The following is a 19,168-nucleotide window of genomic DNA, read 5'->3' as shown; positions in this document are numbered from 1 at the left end:
CTCAGCGGTCGGGCATGCGGGCCGCGCGGGACGCACGGGCCTGCGCGATGGCATCGACCAGCAGGTCGCCGGTGACCGGCTTGCGCAGGAAACCGTCGAAGCCGCCTGCCAGCACCTGCTGCTCGGCATACGCGTCCGAGCGCGCGGTGACCGCGATGAGCGGCAACTCATAGCCCATCCCCCGCAGTTGCCCGGCAATGGCAATGCCGTCCAGCGCGGGCAGATCGAGATCGAGCAGACCCACGTCGAAGGCGCCAGCCGTTATTTCCGACAACGCGGCAAGACCATGCAACGCGTGCACCACGGTGTGCCCGCGCGCGCGCAGCAGGCCGGCGATGACCTCGGCGACCGTGGCGTCGTCCTCGACCAGCAGGATGCGCAGTGGCGGCAGCTCGATCCGCGCCCCATCCTGAGGGGCATGGTTGTCCGCACCGCCCCGGACACGCCACGGCAGGGGCAGGTGCACGGTGAACCGCGCGCCTTGCCCCAGCTGGCTGTCGATGCCGATGCGTCCGCCCATCGCCACCGCCAGCTCCTGGCAGATGGCCAGGCCCAGCCCACTGCCGCCATAGCGCGAGGCGGTGCGCGGGCCGTCGGCCTGCTCGAAGCGATGGAACAGCCGATGCTGCTGGTCCTCGTTGATGCCCGGTCCGGTGTCGGACACCTCGAACACAACGCCCAGGCCCTCGCCGAGCAGTTCGATCCCCAGGCCGACGTGGCCCTGCTCGGTGAACTTGATGGCATTGCCCAGCAGGTTCATCAGGATCTGCCGGACCCGCATCTCATCGCCGCTGACCTGCACCGGACCGGGCAGGTTGAAGCTGCGTTCGAAGGCCAGGCCGCGGTGATGCGCCATCGGTTCCATCAGCGCTTCCACCTGGGTCAGCATCGACATCAGGTCGAACGGACGGATGTCCAGCTCCAGCCGGCCCGCCTCGATGCGTGCCAGGTCCAGCGCATCGTTGACCAGCCGCAGCAGGTGGGTGCCGGCGTGCTGGATGGACGCGGCATAGCCGCGCTGAAGCTCGTCCAGCGGCGTGGCCAGCAACAGTTCGCTCATGCCCAGCACACCGGTCATCGGTGTACGCACTTCGTGCCCCAGGGTGGCCAGGAAGCGGCTCTTGGCCTGCGAGGCCTGTTCGGCGATCTGCTGCTTGTGCACGGTCAACTGCCACTGCTGGCGTCGGCGCAGCCGTGCGCGTGCGACCAGCAGCAGTACCGCGATCAACAGCAGCCACAGGATCAGGTAACCGAAAATGGCCCAGCCGCTGCGCCACCAGGGCGGCTGCACCTGCACACTGATGGTGCGCGACGGCGTCCACGCGCCGTGTGGCGTGGCCGCCTGTACGTCGATGGCGTACTGGCCTGACGGCAGCCGCGAAAGCAGGCGCTCGCCCTCGGCACTCTGCATCACCCAGTTCTGGTCGTAGCCCGAGACGCGGTAACGGTAACGGTTGCCCATGGGGCTGGCATACGACAGCAACCGCGCGGAGATGATCAGGTCGCGATCGTCCGGCCCCAGCAGCACCGGCGCATTGACCGGCAGCGACTGCTGCCCCTCGGCATCGTCGCGGCGCACCTGGATGGTGTCGATCACCAGCTGCGAGGGCGGCAGCTGCAGGTCGGCGGCATCCGGGTCGAACCCCACCAGCCCGGTCGCCGTCACGGCCAGCACCCGCCCATCGGCGGCGCGCACCGGCGGGCGTCCGCTGAACTCGACATCCGGCAGCCCATCGCGTTCGCCGTACAGCCGCAGGCGCCGCTCCGTGGAATGCCAGCACACCAGGCCACGCGGCGTGGTCGCCCAGACCTGGCCATTGCGACCGAGCACCACACCGCCCATCGACACCGGCGGCAGGCCCTGCGCGGCCCCGACGCGCTCGCGCAGGGTCATGCTCAATCCGTCCCAGCGGTAGCGCTCCAGTCTGCCGTCGCGCGCCATCCACACGTCATCCGGACCCGCCCACGCGATGTCGTAGACCATGCCCTCGGAGACCCCGGGTACGCGTTCGAAACGGTCCTGCTGCCAGCGCATCAGGCCCATGTCGCCCATGATCCACAGCTGGCCGCGCGGGTCGAACGCCATCTGCTCCACCGGGTTCTCCGTCAACCCCCGGCCCTCTTCGATACGGATGGAGTCGAGCAGGTTGCCCTGTGCATCGCGGCGCTGGATGCCGAAGTTCATGATCGACAGCCACAGGTCGCCATTGGGCGCCTGGCGGATCAGGTCGATGCGTTGGCGCACATCGGCTCCCCCGCCGATCTTCCACTCGCGCAGCTGCTTCGACTGTGGCTGGTACAAGCCCAGCCGGCCGGCACGGCCGATCCACAGCGCGCCGTCGGCACGCGGCAGCACGGACCAGATGGCGCCCACACCGAGCTGTTTGTCGTCCGCGATCTGGCGCAGGCGCCCCGTGTCGTCCAGGTGGTACAGCCCATGCGCGCCGGCAATGTAATACGCATTGCCCGCGGCGGCCACGCCGAGCAGGTAGACGCTGTCGAGCGGCTTGCCCTCGAGCTGGTACCAGGTCGAGAAGCGCTTCCAGTCCGGTGGCAGGTAGGCCAGGCCTTGGGTCAGCATGGCCACCCACAGGCCGCCTTCGTGGTCCTGCAGCATGTCCAGCACGCCGCTGCGTTCGGTCAGGAAGCCACTGCCACCATCGCCGGCAAGCAGGCGAAGGGTGTGCTCATCGCCGCGATACAGGCCGTCTGCGGTGCCCAGCCAGTAGCCGCCGTTGCGGTCATGCACGACCGTGGCGGCGCGCACGTCGGCACCGAGCGTCCACGGTGCCGGGCGCACGCTGCCGTCGACGCCGATACGGAACAGGCCGCCTTCGGTACCGGCCCAGACCGTGCCGTCCGGGTCGCGGGTCAGGCGGAACACGCTCTTGCTGCCCAGCACGGCCGGTGCGATGCGGGTGAAGCCGCGGCCGTCCCACCGTGCCACGCCGCTGCCGGTACCCACCCACACGCGCCCTTGGGGATCGGTCAGCAGGCTGTAGATGGTGTCGTCGGGAAGGCTGCGCGGATCGGCTGGATCGGCGCGGTACTGCAGCAGCGTGCCGTCCTCGTCGCGTCGGCAGATGCCATGGCGGTTGGTACCGATCCACAGCGACTTGGCCGCGTAGGCCAGGGACCAGAACTGTCCCTCGCAGCGCTCGTTGAGCTCGGGGAAGCGCTCGAAGCGCTCGCGCCCCGGTCCCAGCATGCTCAGCCCGACGCCATTGCTGCCCACCCAGACCCGGTCCAGTGGATCGATCAGCAGCGTCTCGATCTCATTGCCGGGCAGCGAACCCGGGTCGTCCGGCTCATGCCGCCACACGCGCAGGCCCACGCCATCGACACGGGCCAGGCCATCGTCGGTGGCCGCCCAGATATAGCCCTGGCGATCCTGCGCCAGCGCCAGCACCATGCGCGAGGGCATGCCTTCGGCCGCACCGAGGCGGCGCATCCGGGGTGTTTCTGCCGATGTCCCTGCGGCCCACAACACTGATGACACCGAATACAACGCCAGTGCCAGCAGCACGATGCCTGCCCGCCAGCCGCGCGTGCCCACTGCCATCGAGTTCTCCCTGTAGCCTGCGATTGTCACACAGCGGCCGTTGCACCGTCCCGCTGGACGCGCCGGGGCCACCACGATCTGTTGCATCCATGGAGCTGCCAGCCATCACGGAACAGCGCGTATTATCGGCCCGACCGCTTCTGGAGCCGGCCGTGATCAAACGCCTGACCCTTGCCCTGCTGCTGTGCGCTGCCTCGACGGCGGCCGCCGCCGCGCCCGAAACCTATCGTCTGGACCCGGTGCATACCCGGGTGATGTTCGCGGTGGAACATGCCGGCTTCTCGCATGCGCTGGGCACCGTGTCGGGCAGTGAAGGCACGCTGTCGTTCGATCCGGACGACTGGACCACGGCCAGCCTGTCGGTGCGCGTGCCGCTGCAGCGGCTCGATCTGGGCGATGACAAATGGAACAAGGCCGCATTGGCGCGCAACCTGCTCGATGCCGAGCGCCATCCCGACGCAACCTTCGTCTCCACCCGCGTCGAGCCGGTCGATCCGCAGCACGCCCGCGTGATCGGGCAGCTGACGCTGCACGGGGTAAGCCGTGAGGTTGAGCTGGCCGTCACCCTCAACGCACTGAAGCGCCACCCGCTGCCGCCGTTCCGTCGTACCGCCGGCTTCTCGGCCACCGCCACGCTCAGCCGCAGCGCATTCGGCGTGGATGGGTGGCCGTCGATGATCGGCGACGACGTGCAGCTGCGTATCGAGGCCGAAGCACTGCGCGACCGCAACGCCACCGATCCGCAGGACACACCGTCCGTCGACGACGCGGGAACTCCCGCACCGGTCGATGACTCCGACACCCCATCCTCCTCGCCCGCCCGGAAGCGCTCGCCATGACCACCCGAAACACCCGTGACCGCTGGGGCGGCATCAGCCAGGGCCTGCATTGGCTCATTGCGCTGCTCATTCTCGCGCTGGGCATCGTCGGCCTGACCATGGGCGAACTGCCGCGCACCCCGAAGTACTTCTGGGTCTACACCGCGCACAAGTCGCTGGGCATCACCGTGCTGGCGCTGGTGGCGCTGCGCCTGGGCTGGCGCCTGTATGCCGGTGCCCCCGAGCCGGTGCCCGGCACGCCCACGTGGCAGGAACGTATCGCCTCGGCCACGCACTGGCTGCTGTATGCATTGATGTTCGCGCTGCCGTTGTCCGGCTGGATCTACGATTCGGCCAGTGGCCTGCGTCCGTTCCGCTGGTTCGGGCTGGTGGATGTGCCGAAGCTGGTCGCCCCGGACCCGGCCGCACGTGATATCTCCCATGCCATCCACGAGTGGGGCTTCTGGGTGCTGATCGCCGTGGTGGTCGCCCATGCCGGTGCCGCGCTGTACCACCACCTCTTCCAACGCGATGCCACCCTTGCGCGCATGTTGCCGCAGGGATGGCTCGCCTCCCCCCAGAAGGATTGACGATGAACATCAAGCTCACCTCCCCCGCGGCCGTCGCCGCTGCCCTGGCCGGATTGATGGCCACCGCCCCGGTGCTGGCCGCCGATTACGTGCAGGCGCCGGGCGCAGGTTCGCACCTGGCCTTCGCCACCAAGTACGACGGCGAAGTCTTCTCCGGCAGCTTCCCGGGCTTCTCCACCCGGGTCAGCTTCGATCCGGCCAACCCCGCCGCCGGTACGCTGGACGTGACCATTCCGCTGGCGGGCGCCAAGACCGGCAACGGTGACCGCGATTCGACCCTGCAGACGGCGGACTTCTTCAACGTGGCTCAATTCGCCACCGCGAAGTACACCGCGAAGGGCTTTACCAAGAGCGGTGACAACACGTACGTAGCCAATGGCACGCTGGAACTGCGCGGCGTGAGCAAGCCGGTCACCTTCACCTTCGCGTGGACGCCGGGCGCCAACCCGGTGTTGACCGGCAAGGCCACGGTCAAGCGCCTGGACTTCGGCGTGGGCCAAGGCGACTGGAAGGACATCAAGACCATCCCGGACGACACCGCCATCAGCACGATCGTGAAACTGCAGGCGAAGTAGACCCGGTGGGGCCGCTGGCCGGCTGCCCGCGGTCAACGATCAGGCGAGCCGGCCCCCGGCCGGCACTACCGCGACAAACGCAGCCACCGCGCGGGCGTCAAAGGGCCAATCCAGCTCCCGGCCCTGCGCGTCACGCAGGACCGGGACGCGCGCACCGTAGCGCTGGTCCAGCGTCGGATCCTCGTCGATGAACACGCTGTTCAGCCCACGCACCCTCGCCTCGGCCAGAACCGCGAGGGCCAGATCGCACAGATGGCAGTCGTCACGCTGGTAGAGGGTGAACATCGGTCGGGTCCTTGCCAGGCAGGCCGTGGCACCCGGGGAAGGCGGCACGCCGAAATGGTGCGCCGCAGCCAGGGTGGCTGCCGCGAAGAGCATAGAATAGCGCTCCATCCGATACCCGCAGTTTGGCAATCATGGCTGTCAGCACGTTCGACGTTTTCAAGATCGGCATTGGCCCGAGCTCCTCGCACACCGTGGGACCGATGAAGGCCGCCGAACGCTTCGTGCACCGCTGGCTGCTGGACCCCGGTTGCCTGCAGGACGTGGTGCGCATCCGCGCCGACGTCTACGGCTCGCTCGCGCTGACCGGCCGCGGTCACGGCACCGACAAGGCGGTCCTGCTCGGCCTGGAGGGGCAGCGCCCGAACCTGATCGACCCGGACATCATTCCCGACACCTTGGAACGCATCCGCGGCAGCAAGCGCATCCGCTTGATGGGTACCCACGAGATCGCCTTCGACGAGAAACGCGACCTGGGCCTGAACAAGCGCCAGAAACTCCCTTACCACACCAATGGCATGCGCTTCACGGCGTATGACGCACAGGAACAGGTGATCGCCACCCGTGACTACTACTCGGTCGGCGGGGGCTTCGTGGTCAATCAGGACGACGCCGCCGACGATCGCATCGTGCCGGATGAAACACCGCTGCCCTATCCGTTCAAGAGCGGTGACGAGCTGCTCGCACAGACCGCCCGCAGCGGCCTGAGCATTGCGCAGATGATGTTCGAGAACGAGAAATGCTGGCGCACCGAGGACGAGATCCGCGAGCAGCTGCGCGAGATCTGGGAGGCCATGCAGCAATGCGTGGCCCGCGGCATCCGCCAGGAAGGCACCCTGCCCGGCGGCCTGCAGGTCTCGCGCCGTGCGCCGGCGCTGTACCGCGAACTGTCGTCCAAGCCGGAAGCGGCCATGCGTGATCCGCTCACCACGCTGGACTGGGTGAACCTGTACGCGCTGGCGGTCAATGAGGAAAATGCCGCCGGCGGCCGCGTGGTCACCGCGCCGACCAATGGCGCGGCCGGCGTGCTGCCGGCGGTACTGCATTACTTCGACCGCTTCTGCCCGGGCGCCAACGAGCAGCGCGTGTTCGATTTCCTGCTGACCTCTGCCGCCATCGGCATCCTGTACAAGGAAAACGCCTCGATCTCCGGCGCCGAGGTAGGGTGCCAGGGCGAGGTCGGCGTGGCCTGCTCGATGGCCGCCGGCGGCCTGGTCGCCGCGCTGGGCGGCAATCCGAGCCAGATCGAGAACGCCGCCGAGATCGGCATGGAGCACAATCTTGGCCTCACCTGCGACCCGATCGGCGGCCTGGTGCAGATTCCGTGCATCGAGCGCAACGCCATGGGCGCGGTCAAGGCAATCAACGCCTCGCGCATGGCGATGCGCGGCGACGGCAAGCACAAGGTGTCGCTGGACAAGGTGATCAAGACCATGCGCGACACCGGCCGCGACATGCAGGACAAGTACAAGGAAACCAGCCGCGGCGGCCTCGCGGTGAACGTCATCGAGTGCTGATCGGTCACGCGCGGGCTGCCGCGCGTCGCGGCAGGCGGTTATCCTCGGGGTTCCCCCATTGGAGACCGCCATGCGCATCCTGGCCGCCGCCCTGCTTGCCTGCCTGCCCCTGACCAGCCTTGCCGCCGACACCTACGACGCGCGCCTGCAGACGTTCGACTACGGCTGGCCGGTCAAGACCTTCAGCTTCGAATCGCAGCGCCAGCCGCTGGAAATGGCCTATCTGGACGTGCCGCCGGCCGGCCGGGCAATGGCCGGTACCGTCGTGCTGCTGCATGGCAAGAACTTCTGCGCGGGCACCTGGCGCGACACGATCAAGGCGCTGAGCGCGGCCGGGTACCGGGTGATCGCGCCTGACCAGATCGGCTTCTGCAAGTCCAGCAAGCCGCTGCGCTACCAGTATTCGTTCGGCCAGCTGGCGTCCAATACCCAGGCCCTGCTCGCCCATCTCAAGCTGGACACGACCCAGGTGGACCTGGTCGGGCATTCGATGGGCGGCATGCTCGCGGCACGCTATGCGCTGATGTACCCGCAGCGGCTGCGCCAGCTTGCGCTGGTCAATCCGATCGGCCTGGAGGACTGGAAGGCCAAGGGCGTGCCGTGGCGCAGCGTGGATGCGTGGTATGCCAACGAGCTGAAGACCAGCTTCGACAGCATCAAGAAGTATCAGCTGGATGTGTATTACAACGGCGACTGGACGCCGGAGTACGAGCACTGGGCACGCATGCAGGCCGGCATGTACGCCGGTCCCGGTAAAGAAGCCGTTGCGTGGAGCCAGGCGCTGACCTCGGACATGGTGTTCAACCAGCCGGTGGTCTACGAGCTGGACAGGATCACGGTGCCCACCACGCTCTTCATCGGCCAGAAGGACCGGACCGCGATCGGCCGTGACCTGGCACCCGCCGCATTGAAGGCCACCCTGGGCGACTACCCCGCCCTGGGCAAGGCGGCCGCCGCGGCGATTCCCGGCGCGGTGCTGGTGAGCTTCGACGAGCTCGGCCATTCGCCGCAGGTGCAGGAGCCCGAGCGGTTCAATGCGGCGCTGTTGAAGGCGTTGTCGGGCAGGAAGTGATCGCGCCCGCCTCCGCAGTGTCCGGAATACCACGGGCGTAGAGCCACGCCCTGCGTGGCTGCGCGGTGCCTGAACGAAGAGCAGCCACGCAGGGCGTGGCTCTACGCGCCAGCTATCCGCAGCACATCGTCGAGGAGCGCCGCGGCGGTTACGTCGGCGCCTGCACCTGGCCCCTGGATCAATAGCGGTTGGCCGCTGTAGCGGTCGCTGTGGATGGCCACGCGGTTGTCGGTCTGGGCGCCACCGGCCAGGGGATGGTCCAGCGCCACGATGCGCAGGCCGACACGGGCGCCATCACGGTCGAAGCCGCCGATGAAGCGCAGGCAGCCGTTCTGCGCCTGGGCCTGCTCCCACTGCCGTTGCAGTGGTGCATCCAGCAGCGACAGCTGGTCGATGGCCGCGGCGACGGGCAACACGGCCAGTGCATCGGGAACCAGCGATGCGACCTGCACCTGCTCGGCCCGCAGCGCAATGCCACTGGCGCGTGCCAGGATCAGCAGCTTGCGCCGCACGTCTTCGCCGGACAGGTCCACCCGCGGATCCGGTTCCGTATAGCCCGCGTCGACGGCGTCGCGCACCCAGGCCGAGAACGGACGCTGCCCATCGTAGTGATGGAAGAGCCAGGCCAATGAACCGGACAACACCCCTTCCACCCGGTGGATGCGGTCACCACCCGCGACCAGGCTGCGCAGGCTGCTGAGCAGCGGCAGGCCGGCGCCCACAGTGGCGCTGTCGCCATAGCGCGCGCCGCCGCCATGGCCGCTGTCGGCGATGGCCTGCGCCCGTGCCAGCTGCGCGCCCCGCCCCAGCTTGTTGGCGGTGACCACGTGCACGCCACGCGCCAGCCAGTGCTCGTGCCAGTTGGCCACCTCGTCACTGGCGGTGGCATCCACCACCACGTCCCCACGCTGCAGGCCGTCGGCCTCGGCCCAGGGCTGCAGCGCCGGCGTGCCGCGCTGGGCACGGTTGGCTTGTTCCAGCGCGTGTTCGGGCAACTGTTCGCAGGCACGTGCCGTGCGCGAGTTGGCCAGCCAGGAGAACCGCGGCAGCTCGATGCCGCGCGACTGCAGCGACTGATACCGATGCACGAACGCCGTACCGACCGTGCCGGTGCCCAGCAACGCCAGGCGTAGCGGCAGCTCACGGGCGAACGGGATCACCGCGCTCATGCGTCCACCTGTTTGCGCCGTGCCGCCTGCGACTGCAGGTCGATCACGGCCTGCGCGCGCTCCAGCCCGGCCTGCAGGTCAGCGACCAGGTCTTCCACGGCTTCGATGCCAACCGACAGGCGCAGCAGGCCCTCGCCGATGCCGGCGTGCGCACGCGCTTCGGCGGTCATGGCCGCGTGGGTCATGGTGGCCGGATGGGCCACCAGGCTTTCCACGCCGCCCAGCGATTCGGCCAGGGTGAAACAGCGCAGGCCATCGACGAAGGCGCGCACCGCCGCGTGCGGATCGTCGCCCGGGCACGAGGCCAGTTCGAAGGACAGCATGGCGCCGAACCCGCTCTGCTGGCGTGCGGCGATGGCATGGCCCGGATGCTCGGGCAGGCCGGGGTAGTACACGTTCGCCACCGCATCGCTGGCGGTCAGCAGCGCGACGATGCCAACGGTGTTTTCCTGGTGCACGCGCAGGCGCGCGCCCAGCGTGCGCAGTCCGCGCAGGGTCAGGAACGCGTCGAACGGCGATCCGGTCAGGCCCAGCGCATTGGCCCACCACACCAGCTGCTCGTGCAGCGCAGGGTCGCGCGCGATCACCGCACCACCGACGACGTCGCTATGGCCGTTGATGTACTTGGTGGTCGAGTGCAGCACCACATCGGCCCCGAAGGCGATCGGCTGCTGCAGTGCCGGTGACAGGAAGGTGTTGTCCACCACCACCTTCGCGCCGGCCTTGTGGGCGGCATCGATCACGAAGCGCAGGTCGGTGATGCGCAGCAGCGGGTTGGACGGGGTTTCGATCAGCACCAGCGTGGGCGACCCGGCCAGCGCGTCGGCCAGCGAACGCGGGTCGGTCAGGTCGGCGGTGACGAGGTTGAAGTGACCCTTCCTGGCCAACGCGTTGAACAGGCGCCAGCTGCCGCCATACGCATCGTGCGGTACCACCAGGGTGTCGCCCGGCTGCAGCAGCGCGTTGAGCACCAGGTTGATCGCGCCCATGCCGGTGGAGGTGATCACGCCACCGGCACCGCCTTCCAGCTCGGCCAGCGCCTCGCCCAGCAGGTCACGGGTCGGGTTGCCACTGCGCGTGTAGTCGTACTGGCGCTTGTTGCCGAAGCCGTCGAAGCTGAAGTTCGACGACAGCACGATCGGCGGGGTCACCGCCCCATGCGCGGTATCGCGGTCGATACCGGCGCGCACGGCGGCGGTGACACGGCTACAGGACGGTTCGGAACCGGCGGACAGGCTCATGCGTTTTCTCCCGGGGTACGAAATGCGGTGGCGAGGATCGCGTCGATGCGATCGGTTTCTTTCAGGAAGGCGTCGTGGCCGTACGGCGAGCGCAGCACGCGCAGGCTGCCGCGCGGGCCCAGCCCTTCGACCAGGCTGACCAGGTCGGCCAGCGGCACCAGGCGATCGCCTTCGACGGCCACCACCACGGTGGGCACGCTGATCGCGGCGGGGTCGACCCGGTGCAGGTCAATGGATTCGGACAGCCGCAGGTACGCCTCGACCGGCGTGCGGGCGACATACTGCGCGCCCGCCGCATCCAGGTAGTCTTCCGCGGCCACGCGCACACGGCCGTTGACGACTTCCGGTGGCGCATCGAAACGCTCGCCGAATTCTTCCGGCGTGCGGTAGCTGAGCATGGCGAACTGCCGGGCCAACGCCAGCCCATGGCTTTCGGCGCACTGCAGCTGGCCCAGTGCAACGGCCCGGCGCTGGAGCGCGCGCCAGGCGGCGGCATAGGGATGCGGGCGATGCGCGCCGCTGACCGCCACCAGTTTCAGCAGCCGCTGGCGATGGCGCACCGCGAACTGCTGGCCGACCAGCGCGCCATAGGAGTAGCCCACGAAGGCGTGCAACCGGGCGATCCCGAGATGGTCGAGCAGCAGCGCCAGCGCATCGGCCTGGTCGGCGGTATCGATCGGCAGGTCCAGTGCACCGTCGGCACCGATGAAGTCGAAGGCAAGGATGCGCAGCGACGCAGGATCGAGCGTGCGCCCGGCACCGACCAGGCCCTCGGCCCACCCCTTTTCGGGGAACTCGGTGTTGGCGGCAACGTGGCGGTGCGCCGAGATGCCACCGGCCAGGACCACCACCGGTGCGTCGGGACGGCCCACCAGTTCGTAGCGCAGTCGTACCGGACGGGGGCCGCCATGGCGCATCGACAGGATCGCGCCGAGTTCACCGCGCACGGCACTGCGCCCGGCATCAACCGGAACGCTCAAGGGGGCGAAGGAGTCGGTGGCAACAGCGGCGGTGGCGAAGCTCATGGCGGTATCCCGATAAGGAGAAACGGCCATCGAGCTTTCGCGGAGCTCGCGTTCGAAGCGCACGTACGGTGCACGGTTCGAACCATCTTTCGGAAGACACCACGGTCCCCGCAGGATTTGGCACCTACGCAGGTCGCTTGCGCGCCTGCGGGCTGCCCCGGCTTCAAAGGGCCTGTCCCTCTGCCGGTCTCGATGGTGGAGCCACGATGCCAGCCTCCCGGCACCGTGTCAATCCTTTCATCGGGATGAAGCGATATAGTTTTTTCTCATCAGGCCGGATGCGGCGGCTGACGGGCCTCTTTCCTGAACGAATGCAGTTGCGTAGAGTCCGCGCACCCTCACTGGAAGATCGACGATGCGCCGGATCCTGCTGCTGTCCCTGATACTGTGCCCGCTGGTCTCGCTGGCGGCCGGCACCACTGCGGCACCCGAGTGGCGCTCCGGCTGGGGCCTGGTCAGGCCGGCCGATGGGGCCACGCAGGGTCCGACCGCCGGCAACATCGCGTCGATCAAGCTGGAAGGCGGCGCCAGCCGCTGGCAGGCCCGGGTGGACAACCATCTGGCCGGGCCGGTGCAGGTCGCCCTGCGCCAGGACAGCGGGGCCGCGCTGCTGCCGGGGCTGCCGATGCAGGCGGTGCTGCCCGGTTCGGCCAGCGTGGTGGTGGTGCGCCTGCAGTTGCCCCCAGACACCCAGGGCCTCAACCTGCTGCTGGATGCGGTACCGGGCGACCCGGCCGCGCAGCCGCGCGACGTGGCCTACCAGCTGCCCTTCGACGCCAAGCGCTTCCAGGTGACCCAGGCGCCGCAGGGGCGATTCAGCCATACCGACGCCGAGAACCGCGACGCGGTCGACTTCGCGCTGCCGGAAGGCACGCCGGTGCTGGCCGCACGCGCCGGCAAGGTGATGCAGGTACAGGGCAACTTCACCGCCAATGGCCGCGACCCGGCGCGCGACCGCGAGCGCGCCAACTTCATCCGGGTGCTGCACGAAGACGGCAGCATGGCCGTCTACGCCCACCTGCAGGCCAATGGGGTGCTGGTCCGCAGCGGGCAGCGGGTCGAGGCCGGCCAGCGCATCGGGGTCTCGGGCAACACCGGCTACAGCACCGCGCCGCACCTGCACTTCGTGGTGCAGGCCAATGTGGGCATGCAGCTGCGCTCGATTCCGGTACGGATCGTGGCCCCGCAGGGTGAGCTCCACTTCGCGCGTGAAGAGGCCGACCCCGGCCGGGCCGCGTCGCCCTGACCCGCCGACCGCGGCGGCCCGGTATAATCGCCGGCTTATCTCTTTGAAGAGCGCCCCGGGCGGGCGCGTCACGCCATGTCCGAAGTCGCTACCGAAGCTGCGCGCCGCCGCACCTTCGCCATCATTTCCCATCCTGACGCCGGCAAGACCACGCTGACCGAAAAGCTGCTGCTGTTCGGCGGCGCGATCCAGATGGCCGGTTCGGTCAAGGGCCGCAAGGCGGCCCGCCATGCCACCTCCGACTGGATGGCGCTGGAAAAGGAACGCGGAATCTCGGTCACCTCCTCGGTGATGCAGTTCCCGTACGAAGGCAAGATCGTCAACCTGCTCGACACCCCGGGCCACGCCGACTTCGGCGAGGACACCTACCGCGTGCTCACTGCGGTCGACTCGGCGCTGATGGTGATCGACGTCGCCAAGGGCGTGGAAGAGCGCACGATCAAGCTGATGGAGGTGTGCCGCCTGCGCGACACGCCGATCATGACCTTCATCAACAAGCTCGACCGCGAAGGCAAGGAGCCGATCGACCTGCTGGATGAAGTCGAGAGCGTGCTGGGCATCCAGTGTGCGCCGGTGACCTGGCCGATCGGCATGGGCCAGCGCCTCAAGGGCGTGGTGCACCTGATCAGCGGCGAAGTGCATCTGTACGAACAGGGCCGCAACTTCACCCGCCAGGACTCGACCATCTTCCCATCGATCGACTCGCCCGGCCTGGCCGAGAAGATCGGTGAGCGCATGCTGGCCGATCTGCGCGACGAACTGGAACTGGTGCAGGGTGCGAGCCATCCGTTCGATCTGGAGGCCTACCTGGCGGGCCGTCAGACGCCGGTATTCTTCGGCTCGGGCGTGAACAACTTCGGCGTGCAGCCGCTGCTGGACTTCTTCGTCGAGCACGCGCCGTCGCCGCAGCCGCGCGCCACCACGGGCCGCGAAATCGCTCCGCAGGAAAACAAGCTGACCGGGTTCGTGTTCAAGATCCAGGCCAACATGGACCCGCAGCACCGCGACCGGGTGGCCTTCATGCGGATCTGTTCGGGCCGCTTCGTGGCGGGCATGAAGACCTTCCACGTGCGCACGGGCAAGGACATGAAGCTGGCCAATGCGCTGACCTTCATGGCCAGCGACCGCGAGATCGCGGCCGAGGCCTGGCCGGGCGATGTCATCGGCATCCACAACCACGGCACCATTTCCATCGGCGACACGTTCACCGAGGGTGAGGCGGTGAGCTTCACCGGCATCCCGAACTTCGCCCCGGAACTGTTCCGCCGCGCGCGGCTGCGCGATCCGCTGAAGCTCAAGCAGCTGCAGAAGGGCCTGGCGCAGCTGTCCGAGGAAGGCGCCACGCAGTTCTTCCGCCCGCTGATGAGCAACGATCTGATCCTGGGCGCGGTCGGCGTACTGCAGTTCGACGTGGCGGCCTACCGCCTGAAGGACGAGTACGGCGTGGAAGCGAGCTTCGAGCCGGTCAGCGTCACGACGGCGCGCTGGGTCACCTGCAGCAACGAGAAGAAGCTGGAAGAGTTCCGCGAAAAGAACGCCAGCAACCTCAGCATCGACGCTGCCGGCCAGCTGGTGTACCTGGCCCCGACCCGGGTGAACCTGCAGCTGGCGCAGGAACGCGCGCCGGACGTGCGCTTCGCGGCAACCCGCGAAGCGGCCCACAGCGTCTCGGTCGGCTGACGGCTGACCGGGTGCTGGACGATGGCGCGTGCAAGCGCGCGTCATCACGGCGATGATAGGGGGGAGCGGGTCCCCCTCCCCGCGCAATCTCATCGCCATGACCTCAGTTGCTTCCGTACGTGAAGAAATCGCCAGCGCCCTGACCCACGGGTTGGGCGCCGTTGCCGCACTGGCTGGCAGCGCGGTGCTGATCACCCTTGCCGCGATCTACGGCGACGCCTGGCAGCTGGCCAGCGCGATCGTGTTCGGCGTGGCCCTGCTGCTGCTCTACACGGCCTCCACGCTCTACCACGCGATCCAGCACCCGGTCGCCAAGGGTCGCCTGAAGGTGTTCGACCACTGCGCGATCTACCTGCTGATCGCGGGCACCTACACGCCGTTCACCCTGATCGGCCTGCGCGGTCCGTGGGGTTGGGGCATGTTCACGGCCATCTGGGCGCTGGCGCTGTCGGGGGTGATCTTCAAACTCTTCTTCACCGGCCGCTTCAAGCTGCTCTCGACCATCATCTACATCGCGATGGGCTGGATGGTGCTGGTGGCGATCAAGCCGATGTGGTCCTCCATCGACGGCTGGACACTGGGCTGGCTGTTCGCCGGCGGCCTGTCCTACACGCTCGGCACCTACTTCTACCACCGCGAATCGATCCCCTACTCCCACGCCATCTGGCACCTGTTCGTGATCGGGGGAAGCGTATGTCACTTCATAGCGGTAACCGCGCAGGTGCTGTAGCACCGGCGCGGTTTCCGCTATGAAGTGACACCCGATCCTGCTTCGCAGGATTGGGCCCCGTGGGCGTGCCACCTATCCCCGCGCCTGTCGGCGCGCCCCCTTAACAAAAGGGGGCTTGCGCGTTCTGCAAGCTCACCTCGCTGACGTATCGCTTACGTAAGCTTCGCGTTACGTGCACGATGAACGGGCAAGGATGGGTGGGTGAATACCGTTCCCGCTCCTGCGTCGCCTACTCCCTCCTCCCGCTCACGTTGGCGCCTGCGCCGCCCTGGCAAGCGGGGGCAACGCTGGCTGGCGGTGCTGGTGTTCCTGTTTGCGCTGGTGCTGGTGGTCATCGCGGTGTGGGATTGGAACTGGTTCAAGGGGCCAGTCGAGCGCGCCGTGCAGGCCAAAACCGGGCGCGAATTCCATATTGGCGGCAACCTGGATGTTGACCTGGGGCGCACCCTGACCGTGCGCGCCGATGGGCTGACCTTTGCCAACGCCGAATGGTCCAAGAAGCCGCGCATGGCCAGTGCCGACCGGGCCGAGATTGATCTGCGCGCCTGGCCGCTGCTGCGGGGTGATATCCAGATTCCCGAAATTCGCCTGACCCGCCCGGACCTGCTGCTTGAAACCGCGCCCGGCAAGGATCAGCCCGGCAATTGGGATTTCCTGGGGCCCAGCGACGGCAACCCGCCGGTGCTGCGTCGTCTGCTGGTCGAGGACGGTAGACTGCAGTTCCTGGATGCTGCCGGCAAGACCGACATTCTCGTTGCCCTCACCAGCGGCAAGCCGCGCAACGCGGATAGTGCCCCGCCCCTGCTGGTCAACGGCAAGGGCCGTTGGCAGGGCAATCCGTTCACCCTGGAAGGCAATACCGAATCGCCGCTGGAATTGACCAACAGCGATCATCCGTTCCGCATCCACCTGGACGGCCGCGCCGGCAATACCCACGCCATTGCCAGCGGCACCCTCACCAACCCGTTTGCACTGCGCACTTTCGATCTTGATCTGGCCCTGAGTGGCCAGGACATGGAAGACCTGTATCCGCTGATCGGCCTGGCCATTCCGTCCACCCCACCGTACCGGCTCAAGGGCAGGCTCAAGCGCAACAACGATATCTGGCGCTACGAGAACTTCACCGGCGTGGCCGGCGACAGCGATCTTGGCGGCACCGCCCAGATCGAAGTGGGTGGAGATCGCCCGTTGCTGAAGGCCGATCTGGTCTCCAAGCGGCTCGACTTCGACGATCTGGCCGGCTTCATCGGTGCACCGCCCAAGACCGGTGCCGGTGAATCGGCAAACGCCGAGCAGAAGGCCGAGGCCGCTGCGCTCGCCGTGAAGGCCAAGGTACTGCCGGATACGCCGTACAACCTGGGCAAGCTGCGCGCGATGGACGCCGATGTGCGGTGGAAGGCACAGCGCATCAATTCTCCGGTACTGCCGCTGGATGACATGGATGCGCACCTCAAGCTCGACGACGGCCTGCTGCGGCTGGAGCCATTGAACTTCGGCGTTGCGGGCGGCGACATCCGCAGCACCATCCGCATGGATGCGCGCAAGCCGACCATTGCCACCCAATTCAAGGCCAGCATCCGCAAGGTGCAGCTCGGCCGCCTGTTCCCCGATGCCAAGCTTGCCGAGCAGGCGTCCGGCGGCATCAGTGGCGAGGTCAACCTGAGCGGGACCGGCAACTCCGTCGCGGCGATGCTTGGCAGCTCGGATGGCTCCGTTGCGATCGGCATCGGCCGCGGCCATGTCGGCAACCTGATCATGGAGCTGGCCGGCCTGGATGTGGCCGAATCGCTGAAGTTCCTGTTCACCGGCGACAAGCAGATTCCGCTGCGCTGCGCCTGGGGCGACTTCGGCTTGGCACGTGGCGTCATGACCTCGCAGCAGTTGGCCTTCGACACCACCGATACGCTGATCCTTGGCGAAGGCACAGTGGACCTCAAGCAGGAAAAGCTCGACCTGCTGCTGCGTCCGCGCCCCAAGGACATCAGCATCCTGGCGCTGCGTTCGCCGCTGCGCATCGGCGGCACGTTCAAGGATCCCTCGTTCCGCCCCGACTTCAAGGCACTGGGCGTGCGCGGCGTGATCGCGCTCACGCTGGGCAGCATCGCCCCGCCTGCCGCCCTGCTGGCCACGATCGAAACCGGGCCGGGCGAAGATTCGAACTGTGGTGGCCGCTACGCGAAATGAACACGTCCCGCGCGCCGGTCCACGACCGGCGCTGGCGGGCGGCGATCAGCCCGCCACGATGTACTGCTGCAGCTGGTCCAGCTTCTGCGCCTGCTCGTCGATCACCGACTTCACCAGATCGCCGATCGAGATGACCCCGATCACGCCGCTGCCGTCCACCACCGGCAGGTGCCGGATGCGGTAGTCGGTGACCAGTTGCAGGCAGTGCTCCACCTGCTCGCCCGGCGCAACGGTGACGACCTTGGCGGTCATGATGTCGCTGACCCGGGTAGTGCGCGAGGACCGCTCGTGCAGCACGATCTTGCGTGCGTAATCGCGCTCGGACAGGATGCCGACCAGCTGCCGGCCTTCCATCACCAGCACCGCGCCGATGCCTTTCTCGGCCATCAGCCGGATCGCGTCGATCACCGCCGATTCCGGGGCTACTGCGAAAACCTCAGGGGACTTGCCTTCCAACAGCTGTCGTACCGTGGTCATCTCGCTGCTCTCCACCGATGGGATGCAGGGCCGAGTCTGCCACGAACGGTGCCTGCCAGGTGTCAATCAGGTACAGCGGCCGCTGCTTGGATTCCTCATACAGCCTGCCCAGGTATTCACCGATCAGGCCCAGCGCGATCAGCTGCACGCCCCCCAGGAACAGGATCACCGCCATCATGGTGGGATAGCCGGCCACCCGGTCGCCGTACAGTGCCGCCTTCACCACCACCCACATGCCGAACACGAACGCGGCGGTGGCCGTGGCCAGCCCGAGATAGGTGGCGGCGCGCAGCGGCACCGTGGAGAAACTGGTGATCGCTTCCAGCGCCAGATTCCACAGCTTCCAGAGCCCGAATTTGCTGTTGCCGACCATCCGCGCCTGCCGGTGGTACGGCAGCGCCTTGCGCCGGAAGCCGACCCAGCCGAACAGCCCTTTCATGAACCGGTGGCGTTCACGCAACTGACCCAGCGCCTGCAGCGCACGCGGCGAGAGCAGGCGGAAATCGCCGGTATCGGCCGGAATGGGCGTCTTCGACAGACGCCCGATCACCCGATAGAACGCCGCCGCGGTGCTGCGCTTCAGCCAGCCCTCGCCGTCGCGCACCAGGCGCGTCCCGTAGACGTTGTCGTACCCCTGTTGCCACAGCGCGACGAAGTCGGGAATCAGTTCCGGCGGATCCTGGCCATCGGCGTCGAGAATCATCACCGCACCGTCCTCGACCCTGTCCAACCCTGCGGTCAAGGCGGTTTCCTTGCCGAAGTTGCGCGACAGGCGCAGCAGGCCCACCGCCGCATCATCGGCCGCCAGCTGCTGCATCACCCGCCAGGTGGCATCGGTACTGCCGTCGTCCACGTAGACGATCCGGCCATCGATACCGTCCAGCCCATCCAGCACCGCACGCAGCCGCGGGTGCAGCAGGGGCAGCGCCATGGCTTCGTTGTGGGCGGCAATGACCAGGGTCAGGCGTTGGGCAGGCATGCGCGGAGTGTACCGTTGCGC

At 67.8% G+C, this 19,168-nt stretch carries 16 protein-coding genes and 1 riboswitch; of the genes, 9 read left to right on the top strand and 7 right to left on the bottom strand.

From position 1 onward, the window contains the following. Position 1: 1 nt before the first annotated feature. A complete protein-coding gene (locus RT456_RS11880; RefSeq protein WP_313346797.1) occupies positions 2 to 3,562 on the bottom strand; it encodes an ATP-binding protein in 3,561 nt (1,186 codons plus the stop codon). 152 nt (positions 3,563 to 3,714) lie between these two features. Between RT456_RS11880 and RT456_RS11875 the strand changes: the two genes are divergently transcribed. The 3 genes from RT456_RS11875 to RT456_RS11865 are packed head-to-tail and all read left to right on the top strand — an operon-like array spanning position 3,715 to position 5,545. Continuing rightward, a complete protein-coding gene (locus tag RT456_RS11875) occupies positions 3,715 to 4,401 on the top strand; it encodes a YceI family protein (protein WP_313346794.1) in 687 nt (228 codons plus the stop codon). After that, entirely contained in the window at positions 4,398 to 4,970 is a 573-nt protein-coding gene (locus RT456_RS11870; RefSeq protein ID WP_313346791.1) for a cytochrome b, read from the top strand. The genes RT456_RS11875 and RT456_RS11870 overlap by 4 nt, the downstream gene beginning before the upstream one ends. 2 nt (positions 4,971 to 4,972) lie before the next feature. After that, positions 4,973 to 5,545: a YceI family protein gene (locus tag RT456_RS11865; RefSeq protein ID WP_313346789.1), complete on the top strand. Its 573-nt coding sequence runs from the start codon at positions 4,973 to 4,975 to the stop codon at positions 5,543 to 5,545. A gap of 39 nt (positions 5,546 to 5,584) precedes the next feature. Here RT456_RS11865 and RT456_RS11860 read toward each other — a convergent pair whose 3' ends face one another. Beyond that, positions 5,585 to 5,830 carry a glutaredoxin family protein gene (locus RT456_RS11860; protein WP_313346786.1) on the bottom strand — a complete coding sequence of 82 codons (246 nt, stop codon included), beginning with the start codon at positions 5,828 to 5,830 and terminating at the stop codon, positions 5,585 to 5,587. Positions 5,831 to 5,961: 131 nt separating this feature from the next. Here RT456_RS11860 and RT456_RS11855 point away from each other — a divergent pair, with 131 nt between their 5' ends. Both RT456_RS11855 and RT456_RS11850 read left to right on the top strand, forming a co-directional pair. Then, positions 5,962 to 7,344, top strand: coding sequence for an L-serine ammonia-lyase (locus tag RT456_RS11855; RefSeq protein ID WP_313346784.1), 1,383 nt, complete (start codon positions 5,962 to 5,964; stop codon positions 7,342 to 7,344). 70 nt (positions 7,345 to 7,414) lie between these two features. Beyond that, complete coding sequence (locus RT456_RS11850; RefSeq protein WP_313346781.1) at positions 7,415 to 8,416, top strand: alpha/beta hydrolase; 1,002 nt, start codon at positions 7,415 to 7,417, stop codon at positions 8,414 to 8,416. Between the two features lie 101 nt (positions 8,417 to 8,517). Here the strand turns inward: RT456_RS11850 and RT456_RS11845 are convergent, their stop codons facing one another. From RT456_RS11845 to RT456_RS11835, 3 genes are read right to left on the bottom strand one after another with little or no spacing between them, the layout of a single operon-like run. Beyond that, positions 8,518 to 9,585, bottom strand: a complete 1,068-nt coding sequence (locus RT456_RS11845; protein WP_313346779.1) for a homoserine dehydrogenase — start codon at positions 9,583 to 9,585, stop codon at positions 8,518 to 8,520. Further along, positions 9,582 to 10,826: an O-succinylhomoserine (thiol)-lyase gene (locus RT456_RS11840; protein WP_313346777.1), complete on the bottom strand. Its 1,245-nt coding sequence runs from the start codon at positions 10,824 to 10,826 to the stop codon at positions 9,582 to 9,584. The genes RT456_RS11845 and RT456_RS11840 overlap by 4 nt, the downstream gene beginning before the upstream one ends. Continuing rightward, positions 10,823 to 11,851: a homoserine O-succinyltransferase gene (locus RT456_RS11835; protein WP_313346774.1), complete on the bottom strand. Its 1,029-nt coding sequence runs from the start codon at positions 11,849 to 11,851 to the stop codon at positions 10,823 to 10,825. Before RT456_RS11835 ends, RT456_RS11840 begins: the two co-directional genes overlap by 4 nt. Before the next feature lie 79 nt (positions 11,852 to 11,930). Next, a riboswitch (SAM riboswitch) is annotated at positions 11,931 to 12,050 on the bottom strand. Positions 12,051 to 12,206: 156 nt separating this feature from the next. On the opposite strand from RT456_RS11835, the gene RT456_RS11830 reads away from it, so the two are divergent. From RT456_RS11830 to RT456_RS11815, 4 genes are all read left to right on the top strand, one after another. Continuing rightward, complete coding sequence (locus tag RT456_RS11830; RefSeq protein ID WP_313346771.1) at positions 12,207 to 13,097, top strand: M23 family metallopeptidase; 891 nt, start codon at positions 12,207 to 12,209, stop codon at positions 13,095 to 13,097. Positions 13,098 to 13,172: 75 nt separating this feature from the next. Then, a complete protein-coding gene (locus RT456_RS11825) occupies positions 13,173 to 14,777 on the top strand; it encodes a peptide chain release factor 3 (RefSeq protein ID WP_313346768.1) in 1,605 nt (534 codons plus the stop codon). A gap of 91 nt (positions 14,778 to 14,868) precedes the next feature. Further along, entirely contained in the window at positions 14,869 to 15,507 is a 639-nt protein-coding gene (locus tag RT456_RS11820) for a hemolysin III family protein (RefSeq protein ID WP_313346821.1), read from the top strand. Positions 15,508 to 15,708: 201 nt separating this feature from the next. Further along, positions 15,709 to 17,691: an AsmA family protein gene (locus RT456_RS11815; RefSeq protein WP_313346765.1), complete on the top strand. Its 1,983-nt coding sequence runs from the start codon at positions 15,709 to 15,711 to the stop codon at positions 17,689 to 17,691. A gap of 45 nt (positions 17,692 to 17,736) precedes the next feature. Here RT456_RS11815 and RT456_RS11810 read toward each other — a convergent pair whose 3' ends face one another. Together RT456_RS11810 and RT456_RS11805 are read right to left on the bottom strand one after the other, a co-directional pair. After that, positions 17,737 to 18,168, bottom strand: a complete 432-nt coding sequence (locus RT456_RS11810) for a CBS domain-containing protein (RefSeq protein ID WP_313346763.1) — start codon at positions 18,166 to 18,168, stop codon at positions 17,737 to 17,739. Then, on the bottom strand, positions 18,128 to 19,147 hold the full coding sequence (locus tag RT456_RS11805) for a glycosyltransferase family 2 protein (RefSeq protein WP_313346760.1): 1,020 nt from the start codon (positions 19,145 to 19,147) through the stop codon (positions 18,128 to 18,130). The genes RT456_RS11810 and RT456_RS11805 overlap by 41 nt, the downstream gene beginning before the upstream one ends. Positions 19,148 to 19,168: the final 21 nt, after the last annotated feature.

This window comes from Stenotrophomonas sp., assembly GCF_032099025.1.
Taxonomy (GTDB): Bacteria; Pseudomonadota; Gammaproteobacteria; order Xanthomonadales; family Xanthomonadaceae; genus Stenotrophomonas.
This window is presented reverse-complemented; position numbering and strand designations above follow the sequence as displayed.